Source organism: Terasakiella sp. (assembly GCF_048267425.1).
GTDB lineage: Bacteria > Pseudomonadota > Alphaproteobacteria > Rhodospirillales > Terasakiellaceae > Terasakiella.
Map to the genome: position 1 here is coordinate 299,437 of NZ_JBLWXN010000001.1, position 20,780 is coordinate 320,216.

Annotated in this window: 23 protein-coding genes; 11 read left to right on the forward strand and 12 right to left on the reverse strand. The window is 47.8% G+C overall.

Features of this window, described 5'->3' with window-relative positions:
- Nucleotides 1-127: 127 nt before the first annotated feature.
- Nucleotides 128-703, forward strand: a complete 576-nt coding sequence (locus ACN0VA_RS01400) for a YqgE/AlgH family protein (RefSeq protein ID WP_417819404.1) — start codon at nt 128-130, stop codon at nt 701-703.
- Nucleotides 704-715: 12 nt separating this feature from the next.
- Here the strand turns inward: ACN0VA_RS01400 and rsmI are convergent, their stop codons facing one another.
- Nucleotides 716-1,642, reverse strand: a complete 927-nt coding sequence (rsmI, locus tag ACN0VA_RS01405) for a 16S rRNA (cytidine(1402)-2'-O)-methyltransferase (protein WP_417819405.1) — start codon at nt 1,640-1,642, stop codon at nt 716-718.
- Between rsmI and ACN0VA_RS01410 the strand changes: the two genes are divergently transcribed.
- From ACN0VA_RS01410 to ACN0VA_RS01420, 3 genes are read left to right on the forward strand one after another with little or no spacing between them, the layout of a single operon-like run.
- Nucleotides 1,609-3,030: a penicillin-binding protein activator gene (locus ACN0VA_RS01410; RefSeq protein ID WP_417819406.1), complete on the forward strand. Its 1,422-nt coding sequence runs from the start codon at nt 1,609-1,611 to the stop codon at nt 3,028-3,030. The genes rsmI and ACN0VA_RS01410 overlap by 34 nt on opposite strands.
- 22 nt (nt 3,031-3,052) lie before the next feature.
- Nucleotides 3,053-4,378: a cyclic nucleotide-binding domain-containing protein gene (locus ACN0VA_RS01415; protein ID WP_417819407.1), complete on the forward strand. Its 1,326-nt coding sequence runs from the start codon at nt 3,053-3,055 to the stop codon at nt 4,376-4,378.
- Nucleotides 4,379-4,423: 45 nt separating this feature from the next.
- Nucleotides 4,424-4,975 carry an AAA family ATPase gene (locus ACN0VA_RS01420; RefSeq protein WP_417819408.1) on the forward strand — a complete coding sequence of 184 codons (552 nt, stop codon included), beginning with the start codon at nt 4,424-4,426 and terminating at the stop codon, nt 4,973-4,975.
- Between the two features lie 4 nt (nt 4,976-4,979).
- Here the strand turns inward: ACN0VA_RS01420 and hemW are convergent, their stop codons facing one another.
- The 7 genes from hemW to ACN0VA_RS01455 all read right to left on the reverse strand — a co-directional run bounded on the left by hemW (nt 4,980) and on the right by ACN0VA_RS01455 (nt 11,222).
- Nucleotides 4,980-6,122 (reverse strand): radical SAM family heme chaperone HemW, encoded by a 1,143-nt coding sequence (gene hemW, locus ACN0VA_RS01425; RefSeq protein ID WP_417819409.1) that lies wholly within the window; start codon nt 6,120-6,122, stop codon nt 4,980-4,982.
- 60 nt (nt 6,123-6,182) lie between these two features.
- A complete protein-coding gene (locus tag ACN0VA_RS01430; RefSeq protein WP_417819410.1) occupies nt 6,183-7,061 on the reverse strand; it encodes a hemolysin family protein in 879 nt (292 codons plus the stop codon).
- A gap of 59 nt (nt 7,062-7,120) precedes the next feature.
- Nucleotides 7,121-7,618 (reverse strand): rRNA maturation RNase YbeY, encoded by a 498-nt coding sequence (gene ybeY, locus ACN0VA_RS01435; protein ID WP_417819411.1) that lies wholly within the window; start codon nt 7,616-7,618, stop codon nt 7,121-7,123.
- Nucleotides 7,618-8,658, reverse strand: a complete 1,041-nt coding sequence (locus ACN0VA_RS01440; RefSeq protein WP_417819412.1) for a PhoH family protein — start codon at nt 8,656-8,658, stop codon at nt 7,618-7,620. The genes ybeY and ACN0VA_RS01440 overlap by 1 nt, the downstream gene beginning before the upstream one ends.
- Entirely contained in the window at nt 8,655-10,022 is a 1,368-nt protein-coding gene (gene miaB / locus ACN0VA_RS01445; protein ID WP_417819413.1) for a tRNA (N6-isopentenyl adenosine(37)-C2)-methylthiotransferase MiaB, read from the reverse strand. The genes ACN0VA_RS01440 and miaB overlap by 4 nt, the downstream gene beginning before the upstream one ends.
- A 160-nt stretch (nt 10,023-10,182) precedes the next feature.
- Nucleotides 10,183-10,599, reverse strand: a complete 417-nt coding sequence (locus ACN0VA_RS01450) for a Fur family transcriptional regulator (protein WP_417819414.1) — start codon at nt 10,597-10,599, stop codon at nt 10,183-10,185.
- 215 nt (nt 10,600-10,814) lie between these two features.
- Nucleotides 10,815-11,222: a MucR family transcriptional regulator gene (locus ACN0VA_RS01455; protein ID WP_417819415.1), complete on the reverse strand. Its 408-nt coding sequence runs from the start codon at nt 11,220-11,222 to the stop codon at nt 10,815-10,817.
- Between the two features lie 83 nt (nt 11,223-11,305).
- Between ACN0VA_RS01455 and ACN0VA_RS01460 the strand changes: the two genes are divergently transcribed.
- Nucleotides 11,306-11,569 carry a sulfurtransferase TusA family protein gene (locus ACN0VA_RS01460; protein WP_417819416.1) on the forward strand — a complete coding sequence of 88 codons (264 nt, stop codon included), beginning with the start codon at nt 11,306-11,308 and terminating at the stop codon, nt 11,567-11,569.
- Nucleotides 11,570-11,646: 77 nt separating this feature from the next.
- Entirely contained in the window at nt 11,647-14,010 is a 2,364-nt protein-coding gene (locus ACN0VA_RS01465) for a PAS domain S-box protein (protein WP_417819417.1), read from the forward strand.
- Here ACN0VA_RS01465 and ACN0VA_RS01470 read toward each other — a convergent pair.
- Both ACN0VA_RS01470 and tsaB read right to left on the reverse strand, forming a co-directional pair.
- Complete coding sequence (locus ACN0VA_RS01470) at nt 14,000-14,434, reverse strand: GNAT family N-acetyltransferase (protein WP_417819418.1); 435 nt, start codon at nt 14,432-14,434, stop codon at nt 14,000-14,002. The two genes, ACN0VA_RS01465 and ACN0VA_RS01470, sit on opposite strands and share 11 nt — an antisense overlap.
- A complete protein-coding gene (tsaB, locus tag ACN0VA_RS01475; protein ID WP_417819419.1) occupies nt 14,431-15,114 on the reverse strand; it encodes a tRNA (adenosine(37)-N6)-threonylcarbamoyltransferase complex dimerization subunit type 1 TsaB in 684 nt (227 codons plus the stop codon). Before tsaB ends, ACN0VA_RS01470 begins: the two co-directional genes overlap by 4 nt.
- A gap of 74 nt (nt 15,115-15,188) precedes the next feature.
- On the opposite strand from tsaB, the gene ddpX reads away from it, so the two are divergent.
- On the forward strand, nt 15,189-15,749 hold the full coding sequence (ddpX, locus tag ACN0VA_RS01480) for a D-alanyl-D-alanine dipeptidase (protein WP_417819420.1): 561 nt from the start codon (nt 15,189-15,191) through the stop codon (nt 15,747-15,749).
- 86 nt (nt 15,750-15,835) lie between these two features.
- Nucleotides 15,836-16,240 carry a hypothetical protein gene (locus ACN0VA_RS01485; protein ID WP_417819421.1) on the forward strand — a complete coding sequence of 135 codons (405 nt, stop codon included), beginning with the start codon at nt 15,836-15,838 and terminating at the stop codon, nt 16,238-16,240.
- A gap of 6 nt (nt 16,241-16,246) precedes the next feature.
- On the opposite strand, the gene ACN0VA_RS01490 is transcribed toward ACN0VA_RS01485, so the two are convergent.
- Nucleotides 16,247-17,098, reverse strand: a complete 852-nt coding sequence (locus tag ACN0VA_RS01490; RefSeq protein ID WP_417819422.1) for a LysR family transcriptional regulator — start codon at nt 17,096-17,098, stop codon at nt 16,247-16,249.
- Nucleotides 17,099-17,222: 124 nt separating this feature from the next.
- Here ACN0VA_RS01490 and ACN0VA_RS01495 point away from each other — a divergent pair, with 124 nt between their 5' ends.
- The 3 genes from ACN0VA_RS01495 (at nt 17,223) to ACN0VA_RS01505 (ending at nt 20,251) form a co-directional block, all read left to right on the forward strand.
- Nucleotides 17,223-18,413: a YbfB/YjiJ family MFS transporter gene (locus tag ACN0VA_RS01495; protein ID WP_417819423.1), complete on the forward strand. Its 1,191-nt coding sequence runs from the start codon at nt 17,223-17,225 to the stop codon at nt 18,411-18,413.
- 66 nt (nt 18,414-18,479) lie between these two features.
- Nucleotides 18,480-19,583, forward strand: coding sequence for an ion transporter (locus tag ACN0VA_RS01500; protein ID WP_417819424.1), 1,104 nt, complete (start codon nt 18,480-18,482; stop codon nt 19,581-19,583).
- On the forward strand, nt 19,580-20,251 hold the full coding sequence (locus tag ACN0VA_RS01505; RefSeq protein WP_188660878.1) for an HAD family hydrolase: 672 nt from the start codon (nt 19,580-19,582) through the stop codon (nt 20,249-20,251). The genes ACN0VA_RS01500 and ACN0VA_RS01505 overlap by 4 nt, the downstream gene beginning before the upstream one ends.
- On the opposite strand, the gene thpR is transcribed toward ACN0VA_RS01505, so the two are convergent.
- The gene (thpR, locus tag ACN0VA_RS01510) at nt 20,235-20,780 is read right to left on the reverse strand and encodes an RNA 2',3'-cyclic phosphodiesterase (RefSeq protein ID WP_417819425.1); all 546 of its coding nucleotides are present in this window, start codon (nt 20,778-20,780) and stop codon (nt 20,235-20,237) included. The genes ACN0VA_RS01505 and thpR overlap by 17 nt on opposite strands.

Sequence of the window (20,780 nt, forward strand, 5' to 3'; positions counted from 1 at the left end):
CTCGCCCTCTGTATCAGGCAGAATTATGTCAGAATTAGGGTGAAACACAGCCATATTTCAGGGCATAAACTCATAAAATAGACCGGAAAAGCTTGCACTTGCGGGTAATCAGCCATATTTGTAAGTCATGGAAGAACAAGAAGACATAAACACCAGCTTAACCGGACAGCTTTTGGTCGCCATGCCCGGCATGCCGGATCCGCGTTTTGCAAAAACGGTTATTTACGTGTGCTCCCATAGTGAAGAAGGCGCAATGGGGCTTGTGGTGAACCGTCTTGTCCAATCGCTTAGTTTTCCTGAACTGATGAAACAGTTAGGCATTGATGCACGGACACCGGAAAACCAAATCCGCGTTCATCTGGGCGGCCCCGTTGATGAAGAACGGGGATTTGTCTTACACAGTCCCGATTATATGAAAGAATCCACCGTGGTTATCGGGGCGCATTTCGCCCTGACGGCAACCATTGATATTTTACGCGATATCGCCGTTGGGACAGGCCCGCGCAACAGCATGCTGGCCTTGGGTTATGCCGGATGGGGACCAGGACAACTGGATCAGGAACTCATGGAAAACGGCTGGCTGAACGTGCCCGCCAAAAGCGAAATTGTCTTTGACAACCATCTGGAAAGCAAATGGGAACGCGCCTTGGGCCAACTTGGTATCGACCCGCGCCTGTTGGTTGATGATGCCGGACACGCCTGATTGCTTTTTTCTTTACTGGGACAATTCAAGCGCCCGGTTATAAACATCCTTTTTCTTTAAGCCGGTCATCGCCACAACTTCAGCCACCGCATCACGAACCGATAACCGCGCCAAAGCATTTTTCAACAAGCTATCCAAATCTTCCGCGCTGGTTTCATTGACCGTCTCATCGGGTGGGCCGATTACCAAAACGATCTCGCCGCGCACTTCCGCATCCACATACATATCCGCTAATTCCGGTAACGGGGCGCGACGCACTTCTTCAAATTTTTTGGTTAATTCACGGGTCACGGCCGCCTCCCGCGTACCAAGAACCTCGGCCATATCCGCCAGACAAGCGGCCACCCGACGTGGGGATTCCAAAACGATCAATGTGGCCTTCACCGATTTAATTTCATCCAAGGCTTTTTTACGGGCCGTTGTTTTATTGGGCAAAAAGCCCAAATACAGGAACCGATCACTGGGTAATCCCGATAAAACCATCGCCGTAATGACCGAACTTGCCCCCGGTGCAGTCGTATAAGGCAGGCCGACTTCCGCACATTCACGCACCAGCTTATAACCCGGATCATTAATCAACGGTGTGCCGGCATCACTGACCAGAACAACCACTTCGCCTGCCTGTAATTTTTCCAGAACTTTAGGGCGCATTTTTTCCGCATTATGTTCATGGTAAGCGATGCATTTTTTTCTGGAAATACCATGTATCGCCAATAATTTAGATGTTACACGGGTATCTTCGCATAAGATGGTATCAGCTTGTTTCAACAGATCAAGCGCACGCAAAGTTATATCCTGTGCGTTCCCGATCGGTGTCGCCACAATATAGAGACCAGCGCGCCCTTTACTCCCTTGTCTACTCAGAGTAATCTCTTGCGCACCTTCTTCTTTGTCTTGGGGACCCAATGTTTCTAAATCTGCGTTATTTTGTTTTACCATTGATGCTCTGTATCACTTTGTTGTTGAGCGCATGTGAAACCACAACTGCACCCTCTAAATGGTGGGAAGTCCCCGGTACAACACCACAAGCGCGTGGTTCTGCCCCTGAAACCTATGATCCCACTGCCCTACCGCGCAGCGGAAGCGAGATCCCGCCTTGGGACCCTTCCCAGCCCGTGACGGTGCAACAGCCAGACGCGCAGGTCAAGGCCGAAGAATGGATGACCCAATATGATGCCCGCGGTGGCCTGCGCGCCGCCCGTGTCGGTTTGCTCGTCCCTTTAAGTGGCAGTGCCGCAAATGTGGGACGCGAAATTCTCAACGCGGCCCAGCTTGCCTTGTTCGATTTCGCAGGCCCGCATTATGAATTGCTGCCTTACGATACCAAAGGAACACCCGAAGGGGCTGTACGCGCCGCACAATACGCGCTTGCGGATGGCGTTTCCATCATTATCGGCCCGCTTCTGTCACAATCGGCACAAGCCATTGCCCCTTATCTGGAAGCGGCCAACGTCAATGCTCTGGCCTTCAGCAACGATTCGAACGCAGCCAGTCAAAATGTGTTTGTCATGGGAATTCGCCCAGAAGAAGAAGTCGAACGCATCATCAATTTTGCCGCCCTGCAAGGCAGCCAGCGTTTTGCCCTGCTTGCGCCCGCCGATGAATATGGCATACGTATCCGCACCGCTTTTGAACAAGCTGTTCAAGCCAATGGCGCCCAAGTTTCCAAAGTCGTTCAATTTTTATCCAGCAGTGATGACCTGCCCGCTTTGATCCGCGATATGGCAGATTACGATCAACGCCGTCAGGATTTACTGAAACAAAAACGCGAACTAGCCGGGAAATCAGACGAATTATCCAGAAAAGCACTGGATCGCCTTGAATTGCTGCAAACCGTTGGGGATGTGGATTTTGATGCCTTATTGGTTGCAGCAGGCGGAAAAACATTACAAGCCATTGCTGCCAACCTGCCTTATTACGATGTCGATCCCAAAAAGGTCCGGATTCTAGGCACCAGTTTGTGGGAAGCCAAATGGGTCCATGCCGAACCGGCTTTATTAGGGGGCTGGTTTGCCGCCCCCAGCCCAAAAAATCGAAGTGAATTTGTTGAACAATATCGTTCTGTTTACAAGGACACACCTCACCGCCTTGCCACCTTGGCCTACGATGCCATTGCTTTGTCTGCGGTTTTAGCCGATGACAAGGGCGAAGCCGATTATAGCCGGACAACCCTGACCGATCCTGCCGGGTTTTTAGGACGCACAGGTATTTTCCGTCTCCATCAATGGGGACTTGCCGAAAGGGGTTTAGCTGTTTTACAAGTTCAGTCAAAAGGGTTCCGCGAAATATCTCCTGCCCCCCGGAGCTTCGCCCCCATAACAAATTAGTCTCTTTTGGGTAACATTGATTATGGCTGAATATAAAAATCAGGAATTTAAGAACGGGGAATATATTATACGCGAAGGGGATGATCCCACTTGTGCCTATATTTTAAAAAACGGCAGTGTCGAGGTTATAAAAAGCCGTAACGACGGGGAAGAAGCCATTTTGGATGTGCTAAAAGCCGGGGACCTGTTCGGTGAAATGGCCTTGGTTGATCTGGAACCGCGTTCGGCAAGTGTGCGCGCGCTGGAAGATGTGACGGTCATCGTGGTTGATGGGCCGACCTTCAATCAAAAACAAGAAAAACTTGATGTTTTCAGCAAAAAGCTTGTGAAAACCCTGATTGACCGGGTTCGCTTACAAAACCAAAAATTAGCCGATCTATCCGACCCTTCCAGCTTGTTAAAAGCCGTGAGGAAAGGCCAGGTGAATGCAACCAAACCCGCCCATACCAATGTTCTGATCCGTGATGATTATCGCGACAAAATTGATTTTGGCAAAATACGCCTGTTGATGGGCGACAGTAACCCACAGTCACGTCAAGGCATTAAGGGTGGTTTGCATATGCAAGGGTTTCGTGAAATCGAGGATGTCAATAATGCCAAAGATTTCCGCAATTTAGTTGCCTCCACCGACTATGATCTGATTGTTGTGGATAGCAGCCTCAACGTGGCCGATATATCCGATGTCATCAACGACATCCGCCACGGTAAAATGGCGACCAGTCCGTTTGCTGTCATCTTCGCCGTTATCGAACAACCCGACCCCAAAACATTGGAAATGCTGGCCGAAGCCGGGCTTGATGATGTTTTGGTCAAACCGATTGCATTGGCCAATATTATCGATCGGGTGGAACGGCGCATTAAAAAACGCAAAGACTTTGTCGTGACCCTTGATTATGTCGGACCGGACCGGCGCAGCAGTGCCCGACCCGGCGGCGAACAAATCCCGTTGGTTGCTGTTCCCAATCCGCTCAGCTTCAAAGCGTTGGACCTTATTGATGAACGGACTTTTATCAGCTTGAGCAAAAAAGCGCGCGGACGTATCGAAGATTTAAAGATCGAACGTTTCGCCGTCCAAATTGACTGGTTGCGTGGAAAAATCGCCACACAAATCGGTGAAAAGCGAGACCCGGCCTTTTTCTTGGAACGTATATTTGAGGTCACGCAAACCCTTATTGAAAAACTGGACCGGCGCAAAGATGAAGATCACGTCACCACATGTCGCCTCATTTTATCCAGCTTGGATGATTTTGAAGTCGGGACAGCCGATATGGCAGGACAGGATTGGGAAAATTTTGCCAACCTGACCCGTCAGCTCCGCAGTGAACTCGGGCCGCAAAAAGCCGCTTAAAAAACACCTGATCCATCCCCACAAGGTGAAAAGAAGGTAATGTGTATGAACCCTCATAATCTCATCACTTTGACAGGAGGACCCGGTTCTGGAAAAACCAGTGTTCTTCAAGCCTTGGAGAAAGTTGGGTGGTGTTGCGTAAATGAAGTCGGACGCTTTGTTATTCAACAAAACCTTGAAACTTTAGGCGATGCCTTACCTTGGCAAAATAAAATCGCATTTCGTGATGCCATGTTACAGCAAGATTTGCTGAACTATGCCACCCATAAGCATAGTGAAAAAACGGTCTTTTTTGATCGGGGGATTATTGATGTTTATGGCTATAGCCTCTTAGAAAATCTACCGCTTTCCACGGCTTTGTTACACGCATGTGAAAAGACGCGTTACCACCCATGTGTATTTATATTTCCACCTTGGGAAGAGATTTACTGCAATGATACAGAACGCAAACAAACTTTCAAAGAAGCGATCGCCACATATCAGAAAATGCAAGAAGCCTACATGCATTGGGGCTATCACCTTGTCGAAGTTCCCAAAGTTTCCATAGATCAAAGAATGATTTTTATTTCGGAGACACTTAAGGCTTTTAGGCCATAAGCTCCTAAACCTGAATCAGCTTTTCCAGCACACCATCCAGACATTTGCGTCCTTCATAAGTCGGGCGCAAATGTTGTTGATCCCATTCAATCAAATCATGGGTTAATAAAAGGTCCAGCCCATCCGGGTCCAAGCAGCTTTTCAGGCTTTTGCCACTGACTTGTTGGAACTTCTCACAATTAATCCCGTTTTTCAGTCGCAATCCCATCATGAGCAACTCAACCGCGCGCTCATCCGGGGCAAGTTTTTTTCTTTTTTGCTCCCCCGTGCCGTTTTCCAGAACACCGTTCAGCCACAGGTCTGGCTTATATATTTGATGAATAGCAAAATTGTTCAGGCGGCTATGGGCACCGGGGCCAATACCGATATAGTCATCGCCTTGCCAATAAACCAAATTATGGCGGCTTTCTTCACCCGGTTTGGCATGATTGGATATTTCATAAGCCGGCATCCCGGCCTGTTCCATCATGGTTTGCGTCAAATCAAACAGATCAGCCCCCAGATTTTCCTCCGCTGCGGGGACATTGTCTTTATAAAAGGCCGTCCCCGGTTCGATCGTCAATTGATAAAGCGACAAATGCCCGGCACTCAGGCTTAAGGCCTGTGTCAATTCATCCTGCCAATCTGCAAGGCTTTGGTTAGGGCGGGCATAAATCAGATCGAAGCTATAGCGATCAAACGTTTTTGCTGCCAGTTCAAGGGCCCGATACCCTTCCTCTACACTATGGGCACGACCAAGAAACTTTAACACATCGGGGCGTAAAGATTGGATACCGATGGACAGGCGATTGATACCGGCATGTTTAAAATTGGCAAAGGTATCGCTTTCAACCGTCGTCGGGTTGGCTTCCAACGTAATCTCGACATCATCGCACAATCCCCACAAGGACGCGGTTGTTTCAAGAATCCGGTTAACGGTTTGCGGGGCCATTAAAGAAGGCGTCCCCCCACCAAAGAAAATACTGGAAACCTGTTGCCCCTTGCTTTCCTGAAAGACCCGATGCAATTCGGCTTCAAAAGCCTGTGCCCATTGGGCATGGTCAATCGTTTGCGCCACATGTGAATTAAAATCACAATACGGGCATTTCGACACACAATAAGGCCAATGAATATAAAGGCCAAAAGGGGGCTTTTTAATTTGGGTCATGGCCAAGGCTTATTACCTGCAAATGCAAAGAAAGACAGCGTCACCCAAGCAGGTAACCCTCTAATCATCAAGAACGCTTAAATTCTGGATGCGCAAACGATGAATGCGACGGGGATCGGCTTCAAGAATTTCAAATTCCAATCCACTTGGCGCATGGCGGATAATTTCACCACGAATAGGCACATGTCCGGTGATGGAAAACACCAGACCGCCGAGCGTATCAATATCTTCACGCTCGGTTTCTTCGAGGAAGATGCCGATTTTTTCTTCAACATCTTCAATTTCCCAACGGGCATCCGCATCAATTTTACCATCGGCGCGTTCGACAAACATCGGCCCTTCCGGTCGGTCATGTTCGTCTTCGATCTCGCCGACAATTTCTTCGACCAAGTCTTCAATGGTTACCAGACCGTCTGTGCCGCCATATTCATCGACCATCAAGGCCATATGGACGCGCTTGGTCCGCATTTCCAACAATAATTCCAGCACACGCGCACTGGGGGAAACAAACAGAACCTTGCGACAAAGCTTTGCCAGATTAAACGGGGTGGATTGGTTTTGCCACGCAATAACATCCTTGATATGCACCATCCCGACTGGATCGTCCAAATCTTCCCCATAAACTGGAATGCGCGAATGCCCTTCCTTGGTCATCAGCCCGACCACTTCCTCCAAGGAGGCATCCACCCCAATGGCACAAATATCAGAGCGCGGCACACACACATCTTCGATTGTACGTTCACGCAACCCTAAAATATTCTTGAGAAGTTGAGCCTCTTCGGCTTCCAGCGGAATTTCCTGTTCTTCGCGCTCTTCCAACAGTTCTTCCAGCGTGTCACGCACACTGTTATCGCCATTAGATTTTTTTCGGAACGGGTTTAAACGTTCGAGTAATCCGGGCTCATTCGTCCCGTTTTCCGGCCCCGCTTCACGGGGCATGCAACTGTCGCCTGACTGGTCGTTCATTCGTTTCTGTTTCGGTTAACCAATTTATCTTTTTACTCTGCCTCAGAATCATAGGGGTTCGCAATGCCAAAATCTTTTAATATGGCAATTTCCAGCGCTTCCATTTCCTCGGCTTCTTCATCTTCAATATGATCAAACCCAAGAAGATGCAAAACCCCATGCACAATCAAATGGCTGAGATGATCTTCAAATGCAATCTTTTGATCCGATGCTTCCTGCGCCACGACACCATAGGCCAGAATAATATCCCCGAGATGCAAGGGGCCGGGTTCCAAAATCAGGTGGCCCGGTTCATCACATTCAAGGGCAGGAAAAGACAAAACGTTAGTCGGTTTGTCTTTTTCACGATATTCACGATTTAAGTCCTGAACCTGATCATTATCACTCAGCAAAATACTGAGCTCAAACGGACGGCCATGTTGCGTATCGGTTTGACAATGGGCCAACGCGGCTTTGACACAGTTTTCGATTAACACATCACAATCAGGCCATGCCTCGTCCGCATGGGTGATATCCAGATCGCCCAACATTATACTTTTGGCCTTCTGCGCGGTGGTTTGACATAAATTTCAGCGTCTTCACGGTTCTTTTCTGCCGTGTCATAGGCTTCAACAATGCGTTTCACCAAGGCATGACGTACCACGTCTTTTTCAGTAAACTGAATGCCTGCAATCCCTTGAACACCGCTGAGAGTTTCCCACGCATCGCGTAAACCCGAACGCACCCCATGCGGCAGATCCACCTGTGATAAGTCGCCCGTTACCACCATGTGAGAGCCTTCGCCCAAACGGGTCAGGAACATTTTCATCTGAACAGCTGTGGTGTTTTGCGCTTCATCCAAAATAACAAAGGCATTGGACAGGGTTCGTCCGCGCATAAAAGCCAATGGCGCGATTTCAATCTCGCCCTTTTCCATACGTTTTTCCACTTGATCCTGAGGCAGCATATCATAAAGCGCATCATAGATCGGACGTAGATAGGGATCGACTTTTTCCTGCATATCACCGGGTAGAAAACCCAGCTGTTCGCCCGCTTCCACCGCAGGGCGTGACAAAATAATCCGGTCCACTTCGCCTGTGGTCAAGGCTTCCACCGCTTTTGCAACCGCCAGATAAGTTTTGCCCGTTCCCGCCGGACCGATACCAAAAACCAGCTCACAGGTATCAATAGCCCGCAAATATTCCGCCTGAAGATGGGAACGCGGCGAAATATGTTTTTTGCGGGTTTTCACCACCATTGCCGTATCGGGCAAAGCCGCGCGTGCTTTCTTTTCGCTTTCTTTGACATGAGGGGGCTGGTCGCCGTCAATCGCCATACGAATGGCACCATCAACCTCGGCAGAGCCAACGATCATGTCTTTTTTCAAACGGTTATAAAGACTGGAAAGTACATCGCGCGTGCGATTAACATTTTCAGGGTCCCCGACAACAATCAGTTGATTGCCGCGTTCGTGGATGGTGACATCCAACATTTGTTCCAAACGAGCCAGATTGCGATTGTGTTCGCCAAACAAGTCCGGCAGCAAGGCATTATCTTCAAAATCCAGATTCAGATTAATCTCGTCGCTCACGCACGTTTCCTTTCGCCATCAACCAATTGTGCCCCCAACGAATTCGGGCGGGCACTCACAATCTTAAGATCATGGATTTGGCCGACGAAATCAAGCGGCGCGTCCACATGAACGGGTTGCATATAAGGACTGCGTCCAACAAGCTGCCCCGGATTACGACCTTCGCGTTCCAGTAAAATCGGAAATTCCTTGCCGATGCAGGACTGGTTGAAATCGGTTTGAATATCGCCCAGTAATTTTTGCAAAATCTGCAAACGCTCGTTCGCCACCGCTTTGTCTACCTGCAAATCCATCGTGGCCGCCGGTGTACCAGGGCGCGCACTATAAACGAAGGAAAACGCCTGAATGAAACCGACCTGACGGATGATATCCAGTGTATCTTCAAAATCACGATCATTTTCACCGGGGAAACCAACGATAAAATCAGACGACAAAGCCAAATCCGGGCGTGCGGCCTTCAGTTTTGCGATAATTTCCAGATATTGTTCGCGCGTATGATTACGGTTCATTGCCGCCAACACACGGTTAGACCCGGCCTGAACAGGTAAATGCAGATACGGCATCAGTTGTGGCACTTCGGCATGGGCGCTGATCAGATCATCATCAACTTCTGCCGGATAAGATGTGGTGTAACGGATACGTTCCAGCCCGTCGATTTCAGCCAGCTCGCGGATCAAACGGCCCAAAGACCATTCCCCGCCCTGCCCGTCATCCCCATGATAGGCATTGACGTTTTGACCCAGCAAAGTGATCTCCAGCGCGCCTTGCGCAACCAATTGACGTGCTTCTTTCAACACATGAGCTGCGGGACGCGAATATTCAGCCCCGCGCGTATAAGGCACAACGCAATAAGTACAAAATTTGTCACAGCCTTCCTGAATAGACAGAAACGCGCTGTAACCTTCTGGCTTAACCGGATCAGGCAAATGATCAAATTTGTCTTCGGCGGGGAATTCGGTCATCAAAATGCCCCGACCTTTATCATCACCTGCCCGATGGGCCTTGGCGATCATTTCCGGCAAATTGTGATAACTTTGTGGGCCAAACACCATATCCACATAAGGGGCCCGACGTGAAATTTCTTCCCCTTCAGCCTGCGCGACACAACCTGCCACCGCAATAATCATTTCGTTATTTTCATCACGGACTTTTTTGATATTTTTCAAACGCCCCAGTTCGGAATACACTTTTTCCGAGGCTTTTTCCCGAATATGGCAGGTATTCAAAATCACCATATTGGCCTGATCCGGCCCGTCGGTCATTTCATATCCCAAGGGTTTAAGAACGTCTTCCATACGTGCAGAGTCATAGACATTCATCTGACATCCGTATGTTTTGATAAATACCTTCTTCGGCGTAGCCATGATTGATCCGTACTTTATAATATGAACATTGCAAAACTGTTGTGGGGTGCAGATAAGCCGAGACGCCCGCAGAGTCAAGCGATTCACGGCGACAGAAACCACGCCCCGTCTTTAGGAACAAGCGTCATTATTAAAAAATCAGAAGTTATAGAACTGAAACTTAGTCTTTTTTCAGCGGTACACCGAATAATTCCATTCGATGATCAACCAGCTCGTATCCAAGCTTTTCTGCAATCTTGCGCTGAAGCTCCTCAATTTCATCATCATGAAATTCAATGATCTTGCCGCTTTGCACATCAATTAAATGATCGTGATGATCTTCGGAAGCTTCTTCATAACGTGCGCGCCCATCACCAAAATCAAGGCGTTCAACGATCCCGGCTTCTTCAAACAAACGGACCGTGCGGTAAACCGTTGCGATAGAAATTTTCGGGTCAACTTCACTGGAGCGGCGATAGACTTCTTCAACATCAGGGTGATCGTCCGCATCGGAAAGAACTTTGGCAATCACACGTCGTTGCCCAGTCATTTTCATGCCTTTTTCAATGCACATTTCTTCGATACGAGAATCAGTCATTTTCCCTAAGCCCTATATCTGAAAATTATAAATTTCAGCAATTGCGAATGCGAATCACCGCTTCAATAATAATGCCTACTAAGGCATTTATGTCAATGTAAAGGAGCACTATTTTAAAATTTATCATGCTTCTAAACTAAAGATTATGGCTTTCAAGAAATAGAAATCCTTGAAAGCCAATACCCTAAAGCCAAGATCAAATCTGTTGAAAACAATTATTTGGCGCGTGCGCGCGTTCCCAAACCGATTTTTTTCGCCAAACTACTACGATGTTCCGCATAATTGGGCGCAACCATCGGATAATCAGACGGTAAATTCCATTTTTCACGATATTCTTCGGGTGTCATGTTGTAAGCGGTTTTCAAATGGCGCTTCAACATTTTCAATTTTTTACCATCTTCCAGACAGATAATGTAATCCTGTTGAATGGATTTTTTCACAGGTACGGCTGGAAGAAGTTTCTCTTTCATGTCGGATTTTTCACCAACTGAATTCAGAGATCTATAAACGTCTTCAATCAATTGCGGCAAATCGGCCGGACTGACAGAATTATTGCCGACGTGGGCAGAAACAATTTTGGATGTCAGCTCCAAAAGTTCTAGTTTGCTCGGTTGTTCGCTCATGCTAAAACCAACTCCAATTATTATGTTTGGTCGTTTTTATATAGGTCTTATATTCAAATCATAAAAGGGGTTACAAGTATAAAATGCTAATAAACAGTAATAATGACCAAGAAATTCAGGTTGATGAGTCTATAGACATTACTTCAGATACATGTCCCATGACATTCGTGAAGACAAAATTAAAAATCGAAAAAATGAAATCCGGGCAAATTCTCGAAGTTTTATTAAACGAGGGCGAACCTTTGAAAAACGTTCCGCTATCCGCCGAAGAATTGGGCCATAAGGTTTTAAATATTACACCTCAAAGCGACCAAAAAACATATAAACTCCTTATTCAGAAGAAGTAAATCGCTTGCCTTCTGTTCAACACTCATTCTATTTGCTATATTTCTCGTAGAAAAACAAAATATAAAGCGCTTAATCAATGGACGCTCAAAAAACGGATAACCATGACAAAGGACGCACGATCCTCCCCCTGATCGTTCTGTTTGCTGTTTTATGGACTGTTGTCGTTGCCGCTTCTTTAGCCTGGAATACGCACAAGGCCGAAGAAGAAGTCATGAACCTCGCCCGTAAAGAAGCCCTTGCCATGTATAACAAAGACATGGGCTTTCGACTGTGGGGTACACGTCATGGCGGTGTCTACGTCCCCATCAGCGAACATACGCCGCCCTCTCCTTATCTGGCACATATCCCGGAGCGTGATATTGAAACACCATCGGGGAAAAAGCTGACCTTGATGAACCCGGCCTATATGGTCCGACAGCTTATGGATAATTATAACGAGTTGTATGGAACCCGCGGTCACATTACCGGACTGGTCCTGCTGAGACCTGAAAATGCACCGGACACATGGGAAACCAAAGCCTTAAAATCCTTTATTGATGACGGCGTGAAAGAAGCCAACGAATTAACGGAGATAGATGGGGAGCCTTTCTTGCGCCTGATGCGCCCGATGATTATGACCAAGGGCTGTGAAAAATGCCACGGTCATCTTGGATTTCGCGAAGGCGATATTCGCGGTGGCGTCAGTGTCGCCATCCCTATGAAATCCTATCTTCAGCATCAAGCCGCACAAGAACAGGTTCTTTATGCAACACACGGCAGTGTCTGGCTTATCGGCCTGTTTTTAATTGGTTTTGGCGGACGGAAAATCCATACCGGATTGCAGGAAACCCTGAACGCCGAACAAGAGGTGCGCAAATTAAACCGCGACCTTGAACAGCGGGTTGCAGAACGGACAAAAGAGCTGAAGGAAAAAGAAGAACGACTGCGCATGACCGTGGAAAATGCCGCCGATGGCATTATCGTTATCGACGAAAACGGCATCATCGATACCTTTAACGAGTCCGCGCAACACATCTTCGGTTATAGTCCCAACGAAGTCATCGGTGAAGATATCGCCCTGCTCATGCCGGATGACGATGGAAAAAAACATGACAACTATGTCAGCACCTTCTTAAGGACAGGCCGTTCAACCGTATTAGGGGTCGGACGTGAAGTGACGGCAAAACGTAAAAACGGCGATCTATTCCCGCTTCATCTGGCGGTCAGCCAAACCCATATGGAAGATCGCATCCTTTTCAGCGCCATCTGTCGCGATTTAACCCATGAAAAGCAAATCGCACAGGAACTTTTGCAGGCCAAAAAAGAAGCCGAACAGGCCAACCATGCAAAGTCCGAGTTCCTGTCTTCTATGAGTCACGAATTACGCACACCCCTGAATAGCATTATCGGGTTTTCCCAATTGCTGAATTTGGGAAATAATGATCCTTTAAGCGCAAGCCAAAGCGAAAAAGTCAAACAAATCCATAACGCTGGACAGCACCTTCTCTCCCTCATCAATGATATTCTGGATCTTTCGCGCATTGAAACACAGGGATTTTCCCTATCACTGGAACCCATCGACGTTAAAAAAGCCGTTCAGGATTGTCTTGTCCTCATTACACCACAGGCCCAAAAACGTAAAATTCGCATTTGTGATAATATCACCACAAAAGACCTTCCCTTGGCCTTTGCTGACTTTGTACGTTTCAAACAAGTGTTGATGAACTTATTATCCAACGCCTTGAAATATAATGTCAAAGGCGGACAAATCACCTTAAGTGCTGAAATCAATGGCCCTTATATCAAACTGTCCATAGCCGATACCGGTGCCGGTATTGCACAAAGCCAGCTTGATCAGGTCTTCCTACCGTTTAACCGCCTCGGACATGAAAATGGGGATATTGAAGGGACTGGCATCGGGCTTTCCATCACAAAAAAATTGATTGAAACCATGAACGGGCAAATTTCCGTCGAAAGTATCCTTAATCAAGGGTCCGTCTTCCGCATTGAAATCCCGGTCTGCATCTCGGTTGAAGATTCTGAAAACGGGATACAGGTTTTGCCAATCCTGCCTGCCGGGTCGTGGCGTATCCTTTATATCGACGATAATGAAAACAATTGTAGTCTGTTAAATGATACATTCAGCCATTACGATACGGTTGAATTTATAAGTGTTCAGACAGGCGAGGAAGGTATAAATCTCGCCTATGAAGAACTCCCCGATATTATATTGATGGATCTCAACCTGCCGGGCATGGATGGATTCAGCAGCCTGCACGTTTTGAAAAACGATGACGCAACTTGTAACATTCCCGTGATTGCGCTTTCCGCCAATCGGGCCAAAAACCAAAAACAACTTGCCTTGCAAGCCGGGTTCCAGTCCTATATCGCAAAGCCGTTTGATATTGATAATTTACTCACAACGATTGCGACCATCCTGAGCCGTCAAATCAGACCGTAAATTCATAAACCAAGGCATCCACAACCACGCCGTTGGGGCGTTTATAATAATTTTTGCGCACCCCGATTTTAGCAAAGCCGTGTTTTTCATAAAAAGAAATCGCCGATAGGTTATCTGTCGCCACTTCTAAAAACATACGTGCGGTTTGCGTACAAGCGGCCTTCAGCAATGTACCGGCCACCCCTTTTCGACGAACACTGGGCCGGGTTGCAATCGTGATGATTTCAGCTTCGATATCATCGCCTTGGCACAAAACAAACCCAAGGGGATCATCGTTATCACGATCAAAGGCCAAAAAGCCAAACGTTGCCGGTAAACTGATTAAATCTGCAAATGCCTGTGTTGACCAGTTTTCTGTAAAGCTTTCCGCGTGTAAATCTGCAATTACCGCACAATGGCCTAGTCCCAATTCACATATATTCATGGGCGCAAGCGCCCACCGTTTTTAGGTAAAGCCGCATCCGGGGGGCGAATATAAAAAGCAGACGGACGGGCTTGATCCGCATCCGGCAAACCTTTGGCCGCCGCAATTTGCACGACATAACGGGCTTCAGGCAAAGTGACATCGCTACAGACAGCTTGCACTCCGCGGTCTTTCAACAGGTCTTTGACCCGGTGAAAAGAATCGCCACAGACAACGACCTTTGTACAGTCATCGGGCAGAATTTTAACCACATTTTCCGGCAATAAGGCCTGCGCCGGTGTACAAGCTTGCCCCATCCCATCAAACAATTGGCAATAGAGATCAGCGCGTTTCGCATCCAAGGCACACAAAATCGGGCAATCCTGTTTTCCAACACCGAAAGCCAAGGCTTCCAACGTCGTGACACCAATGACCGGCAAACCGCTGGCAACGCCAAACCCACGCGCCGCCGCCAAGCCAATGCGCAATCCGGTAAACGCCCCCGGCCCAACCGTAACCGCCAAGGCATCCATTTCCTTGACGCTTAATCCTGCCTCATCCAACATGTCAGAAATCATAGATAAAAGTTCGCTGGCATGCCCGCGTGTCATTTCTTGCAAAATAGAATGCGTAACATTATTATCCTGCCAAATCGCAACCGAACAAGACGCCGCTGCCGTATCCATGGCTAAAATTTTCATGGGTGCTTTCACCTTTTTCAAAGATCTCCGGCTTCTTATACTGTGAAAACCGTTTAACCTTCAAGGTTGGCAATATGGCCCTTATCGAAATTACCGAAGAAACCCACGACGTCATTCTGGATTTAAAATACGCCACAACCGATAATTTCACCGACGCGCCTGTTTACACAAATCCCCATTGCTACTTGCATGAAGAAGCCGAAGAACTGCTACGCAACGCCATTGTCCTTGCCAAACCGTTTGGTTATCGCTTTCGCATTTTCGATGCCTTTCGTCCGTCTGAAGCCCAATGGGCCTTGTGGAACCACACACCGGACCCGGAATTTTTGGCAGACCCACGACGCGGTTCCCCCCATTCACGGGGCGCTGCAATTGACGTAACCCTGACCGACGAACATGGAAATGATCTGGATATGGGCACAGGCTTTGATGCCTTCACACCCCTTTCCCATCACGGTAATATGGAAATTTCCGTCGAAGCACAGAAAAACCGCTGTCTGTTGATGGGGATTATGACCACGGCTGGTTGGGATTTTTTCCGCAATGAATGGTGGCACTATCAACTGTTTAATGCCCGCCGCCTGCCTGTTTTCAGCGATACCACTTTGCCAAATCCAATGATGAAAAATATTTAAAATTTTATCAACATAAGTATTTACATCTTTTGATAAACGCCTCTAAACTCTGCAGGAAAGTCTTACGGCAAAACAGGGAAAGATAGATGCTGCGTATTTCATTGGGTTTATTGGGAACGGTTCTGCTTTTAACAGGCTGTATGCGCGCTCATCTGGTTGCTGAAAACCGGGACGGTCTCATCGTTTTTCACCGAACCAATTATCAAAGCCGTGATATTTCCAATGTAACCGCCGAAGAATACTGTCAAAAACTTCAAAAGCCCACCACCTGGATTTCCACCAAAGTTGCAAAACGGGGCGGCTATTTAGATACATATAAATGTGGTGCCGTCCCCCCTGCTGCCTTGTCACATCAAAATAATCCTAAGGCTGAATATTCACCCAGACGCCCGCAAGCATCCCAAAACCGTTACGACCGCGAAGATAGCGAAGCTATCTCCGGTGACTATTTCGGATCACGTCGCCAATCTCGCGATGACAGCAACTGGTAAGGGCTCCTAAGCCGCATCGGCATTATCACAATGCGTTGCCAGTTCCAGCAAGGTTTTCATCGGTTTTGTCTGAATGGTGGATTTATTGCAGATCAGATAGGTCTGCACCAATGCGATATCATCGGGAATAAGTGAGATTGAGATATCGCTCGATAAATTGCGCGCGACTTCTTCGGGCAAAAGTGTAATGCCCAAACCGGCAGAAACACAGCCGATAATGCCTTCCTGTGTGCCAAATTCCATAACCTTATAGGGCAAACGCCCTGCACGTCGCAGCCATTCTTCAGCACGTGCGCGATAGGCACAACCTTGTCGATAAACCAAAAGCGTATTATCCGGGGCACTGCCTGAGGCACTAACCAGGACCAAACGTTCTGTAAAAAACGGATATTGCACAATTTCATCGCTTTGCACCGCACTTCCCACAATCGCACAATCAAGCTGATGATTAAGAACCTGTGCAATCATCTCATCCGTTGTCCCGGTACAAACTGACAATTGTGTGCGGGGCTGGCGTTTATGAAATTCCTTTAACAGACGGGGCAGTCGAACCGCCATTGCCGTTTCCATCGACCCCAGCGACAAAGTGCCACCATCTTCCACACTGGCCCGCACGGCCCGGCTGGCTTGGCGTTCCATATCCAGTAAACGATAGGCATGATCCAACAGAACACGGCCCTGACTGCTGAGTTCCATCCCCCTGCTTTTGCGCAAAAACAGACTGACCCCAAGTTCTTCTTCTAATTTTTTAATACGAGCCGTCACATTGGATTGCACACAGTTCAATTGCAGTGCTGCGCCCGAAACACTGGCATTTTCTGCAACGGCAACAAAGACTTTCAAGGCTGAAATTTCCATGGGCACATCCTATTATCACTTTTTATGAATGATAACATCAAAACAAATCATTTGTAATGATTTTTTATTTCCCCTACACTTTGTTCGTCAATCAAACAAAAAATAAATAGGGTGGTAACACATCATGTCCCAACGTCTGGCAACCTGGAAATTGCTTTGTGCCGGTATCTCGTCGTTAATCCTTGTTATGGGGATTGCCCGCTTTGCCATGACCCCGTTACTGCCCGCCATGCAGGCAGCCACTGGGTTGGGGGATGACGGGGCAGGATTTCTCGCTGCCTCCAACTATGCCGGATATCTCAGTGGCGCTTTATTTGCCAGCCGTTTGCGCGATCCTTTAAAAAAGCTGTTTTATTTCCGCCTTGGTATTGTTTTTGCCGTCCTGACCACCGCTGCAATGGCCCTTAGTGATCATGTTATCATCTGGTCTGTCTTGCGCTATTTCGGCGGATTAACCAGTGCAGCGGGTATGGTCATTGGGACAGCGATTATTTTAGACCACCTGAAACAACGCCATCGTCCCGATTTCATCGGTATTCATTTCAGCGGTGTCGGGTTGGGGGTTGTCCTCAGCGGAACGGTCCTCACCCTGATTGAACCGATTATGAGTTGGGATCAAGGTTGGTTACTGGTCGGTGGCATCGGTTTACTGCTCGCCCTGCCCTGCCTGTTCTGGATGAATGTTCATAACCTGAATACCGCACCAGCCGCACATGCCGATGCCGTCAGCATGCGTTCCAAACCCATCTTGTTTTTACTCATTTCCTACGGTTTTGCCGGGGCGACTTTCTCAATTGGCACAACCTTTATCATTTCGATTATGGCGCAAAGCCCTTCCTTGTCAGACAGTCGCAACCTCGCTTGGATTTTGCTGGGGGTTGCCTTGGCACCGTCTTGTTATTTCTGGATGCGCAGTGCGGTTAAACTTGGTGATTTCCGCGCCCTGACACTGGCCTATTTGTTGCAGGCTGTCGGTTGTGCCCTGCCTGTGATTTGGCCGTCAACCGCCAGCGCATTGATCGGTGGCTTCCTGTTTGGCGCCTGTTTCATGGGGATCGTCACAGTGGTTCTGGCCCTTGGTGGTAAATTATCACCCCACAATCCATCCGCCTTGATCGGAATTTTGGTGGTTTCCTATGGTGTCGGACAAATCGTCGGCCCTGTCTTAGCCGGAATTGCGATGGAAAAAACCGGCTACAGTGAAATTGGATTGTGGAGTGCGGCGGCCTGTAGCCTCTTATCCATCGTCACCTTAGCCGGTAGCCGTTGCCCAAGCGATAAACCAGTTGAAGAAAACTGTGGCTGTTTAACCTGACAATAACCCTTCTTTCACTTTTTTATCCTACCCTTACCCTGTAAATATGAAAGACAGGGTAAGGGTATGACTGACTTTGACAGACGAGAAGGGCCGGATCGACGCAAATCCCCCGTTCAGGATCGAAATAAATCTGTCGGACGACGCGAAAACGATATCTTAGATGCCGTTGCCCCTCTGGAACCCAGCTTCAAGGCACAAGGCCACAACCAAACCACACGCAACCGTATTTTTGAGATTATGGAAGTCGGCAGTCAAAAGGATGTCATTTCCCGTGCATTTGATATTTTTATTATCTGTTTAATTTCACTCAATGTCCTTGCCGTTATTCTGGAATCCGTCGTCAGCATTCACAAAGAATGGTTTCTGGAATTTGAATATTTTGACCGCTTTAGCGTTTTTATTTTCACCATCGAACTTTTAATGCGTATCTGGACCGTTATTGAAAGCCCGGACCCTAAATTCTCACATCCTATTTGGGGGCGAGTACGTTATCTTTTCACCTTGAATGCACTGGTTGATATTTTGGCAATTTTGCCATTTTATCTGAGTTTCCTTATGACATTGGACCTGCGCTTTATGCGTGTCCTCCGGTTATTGCGGGTCTTTAAACTGACGCGTTATTCCTCTGCCATGTCCATTATGCTCACAGTCTTACGCCAAGAAGCTCGCGCCTTTGGCGCAGCTCTGTTCGTCCTGCTTTTATTGATGATTTTTTCTGCTTCCATGATTTTCCTGTTTGAACACAAGGCCCAGCCGGACGTCTTTTCAAATATCCCCAATTCCATGTGGTGGGCGGTGATTACATTAACCACGGTGGGATTTGGTGATGCTTATCCCATTACCCCTATGGGCAAACTGTTTGGCGCGATGATTTCCATCATCGGGATCGGTATGGTGGCCTTGCCTGCTGGTATCTTGGCCTCGGCCTTTTCCGAGCAATTACATATTCGGCGTGAAAAATATCGTGATCAGGTTAATGATGCCCTGTCCGACGGTATCTTGACCCACGGCGAAGCCGAACAGCTACGCAAAATTCAAGAAGATCTGGGTATATCTGTGGAAGAAGCTCGCAATATTTTACATCATAGCGTAAAAGGCAAACTTCATTTTTATACCCACTGCCCACATTGTGGCGAAAACCTGCAAAAAGACCCATCCAAACCATGAGCAGCACTCCTTTCGACCTGATAATCTTTGACTGCGACGGCGTCCTTGTTGACAGCGAGCTTCTCGCATCAGACGTTTTGTCCGAAGAACTTGCCCGTCATAATATCGACATTCCGCCGCGCGAATGCCGGGACCGTTTTACCGGGTCCAGTCTAAAGCGGGTCAAAGAATTGGTCTTTCAAAGTACGGGGATTGAACTTCCCGATGATTTTGAAGAAAACGTACGTAAACAGGATCGTGATATTTTTGAAAAACGCCTGCGCCCCGTTTCCGGTATCGAAGAAACACTGGAACTTTTAAACATTCCGGTCTGTGTGGCCTCCAGCGGGTCTATGGAAAAAATCACCCATTCATTAAAATTGGCAACAATCTATGATCATTTTGCGCCGAACATTTTTTCTGCTGAAATGGTCGCACGCGGCAAACCTGCCCCTGATTTATTCCTGTTCGCCGCAGAAAAAATGGGTGTTGCCCCGGAACGCTGCCTTGTGATCGAAGACAGCCCTGTCGGCGTCAAAGGGGCCTTGAAAGCCGGCATGACCGTTTTTGGTTTCGCCGGGGCATCCCATGCCGGGCCGGGACATGCGGAAATGCTGGATTTAGCCGGGGTTAAAATCTCGTTTCGCGAGATGTTCGCTTTGCCCAACCTGATCAATTTTTATCAATAGAACCATATCGTTCCAGAACTTCATATTCCGCCCCATGTTGTGTCAAATGAGACTGAAACAGGGAAAAATGGGAAATTTCAAAAGTGTCCGTTTTAAAACGGTTGTTCTCGCTGATGTAATCCAGGAGTTTCTCTTTAGGAAAACGATTAAGATAAGACAAAGTCACATGGGGTTTAAATTTACGTCGTTCCGGTTCCAACCCTGCGCGTTCTAATGCTGTCATGATTTTATGCTGCAAATGACAGAGAGCCACCCGATCTCCATCAACACCCGTCCATAACACCCGGACCTTGCCCCGGCTTTCAAAACAATCGACGCCTGCCAATTGCAAATCAAACGGGTCAAAACGCAATGTGTTCAGGGCTTCGTGCAGATCGGCTGCCTGCACACTGTCCAGTTCCCCCAAAAAGGCCAAGGTTAAATGCATATTGCGCGGGGCCACCCAGCGCACATCTTTTAATCCTGTGCACAGGGTGACAACCGCATCACAAACATCTGAAGGCAGTTCCAGTGCGATAAATAATCTCAT

What these genes read in the sequence shown, in the direction of transcription:
- ACN0VA_RS01430 (WP_417819410.1), bottom strand. Translation starts at nt 7,061, where the DNA reads ATGCCCCGTGAAGCGGGGCCGGAAAACGGGACGAATGAGCCCGGATTA.
- ACN0VA_RS01485 (WP_417819421.1), top strand. Translation starts at nt 15,836, where the DNA reads ATGCTGCGTATTTCATTGGGTTTATTGGGAACGGTTCTGCTTTTAACA.
- thpR (WP_417819425.1), bottom strand. Translation starts at nt 20,780, where the DNA reads ATGAGATTATTTATCGCACTGGAACTGCCTTCAGATGTTTGTGATGCG.
- ACN0VA_RS01460 (WP_417819416.1), top strand. Translation starts at nt 11,306, where the DNA reads ATGCTAATAAACAGTAATAATGACCAAGAAATTCAGGTTGATGAGTCT.
- rsmI (WP_417819405.1), bottom strand. Translation starts at nt 1,642, where the DNA reads ATGGTAAAACAAAATAACGCAGATTTAGAAACATTGGGTCCCCAAGAC.
- hemW (WP_417819409.1), bottom strand. Translation starts at nt 6,122, where the DNA reads ATGACCCAAATTAAAAAGCCCCCTTTTGGCCTTTATATTCATTGGCCT.
- ACN0VA_RS01420 (WP_417819408.1), top strand. Translation starts at nt 4,424, where the DNA reads ATGAACCCTCATAATCTCATCACTTTGACAGGAGGACCCGGTTCTGGA.
- ACN0VA_RS01455 (WP_417819415.1), bottom strand. Translation starts at nt 11,222, where the DNA reads ATGAGCGAACAACCGAGCAAACTAGAACTTTTGGAGCTGACATCCAAA.
- ACN0VA_RS01450 (WP_417819414.1), bottom strand. Translation starts at nt 10,599, where the DNA reads ATGACTGATTCTCGTATCGAAGAAATGTGCATTGAAAAAGGCATGAAA.
- miaB (WP_417819413.1), bottom strand. Translation starts at nt 10,022, where the DNA reads ATGGCTACGCCGAAGAAGGTATTTATCAAAACATACGGATGTCAGATG.
- ACN0VA_RS01495 (WP_417819423.1), top strand. Translation starts at nt 17,223, where the DNA reads ATGTCCCAACGTCTGGCAACCTGGAAATTGCTTTGTGCCGGTATCTCG.
- ACN0VA_RS01415 (WP_417819407.1), top strand. Translation starts at nt 3,053, where the DNA reads ATGGCTGAATATAAAAATCAGGAATTTAAGAACGGGGAATATATTATA.
- ybeY (WP_417819411.1), bottom strand. Translation starts at nt 7,618, where the DNA reads ATGTTGGGCGATCTGGATATCACCCATGCGGACGAGGCATGGCCTGAT.
- tsaB (WP_417819419.1), bottom strand. Translation starts at nt 15,114, where the DNA reads ATGAAAATTTTAGCCATGGATACGGCAGCGGCGTCTTGTTCGGTTGCG.
- ACN0VA_RS01470 (WP_417819418.1), bottom strand. Translation starts at nt 14,434, where the DNA reads ATGAATATATGTGAATTGGGACTAGGCCATTGTGCGGTAATTGCAGAT.
- ACN0VA_RS01465 (WP_417819417.1), top strand. Translation starts at nt 11,647, where the DNA reads ATGGACGCTCAAAAAACGGATAACCATGACAAAGGACGCACGATCCTC.
- ACN0VA_RS01410 (WP_417819406.1), top strand. Translation starts at nt 1,609, where the DNA reads ATGTTTCTAAATCTGCGTTATTTTGTTTTACCATTGATGCTCTGTATC.
- ACN0VA_RS01400 (WP_417819404.1), top strand. Translation starts at nt 128, where the DNA reads ATGGAAGAACAAGAAGACATAAACACCAGCTTAACCGGACAGCTTTTG.
- ACN0VA_RS01500 (WP_417819424.1), top strand. Translation starts at nt 18,480, where the DNA reads ATGACTGACTTTGACAGACGAGAAGGGCCGGATCGACGCAAATCCCCC.
- ACN0VA_RS01505 (WP_188660878.1), top strand. Translation starts at nt 19,580, where the DNA reads ATGAGCAGCACTCCTTTCGACCTGATAATCTTTGACTGCGACGGCGTC.
- ddpX (WP_417819420.1), top strand. Translation starts at nt 15,189, where the DNA reads ATGGCCCTTATCGAAATTACCGAAGAAACCCACGACGTCATTCTGGAT.
- ACN0VA_RS01490 (WP_417819422.1), bottom strand. Translation starts at nt 17,098, where the DNA reads ATGGAAATTTCAGCCTTGAAAGTCTTTGTTGCCGTTGCAGAAAATGCC.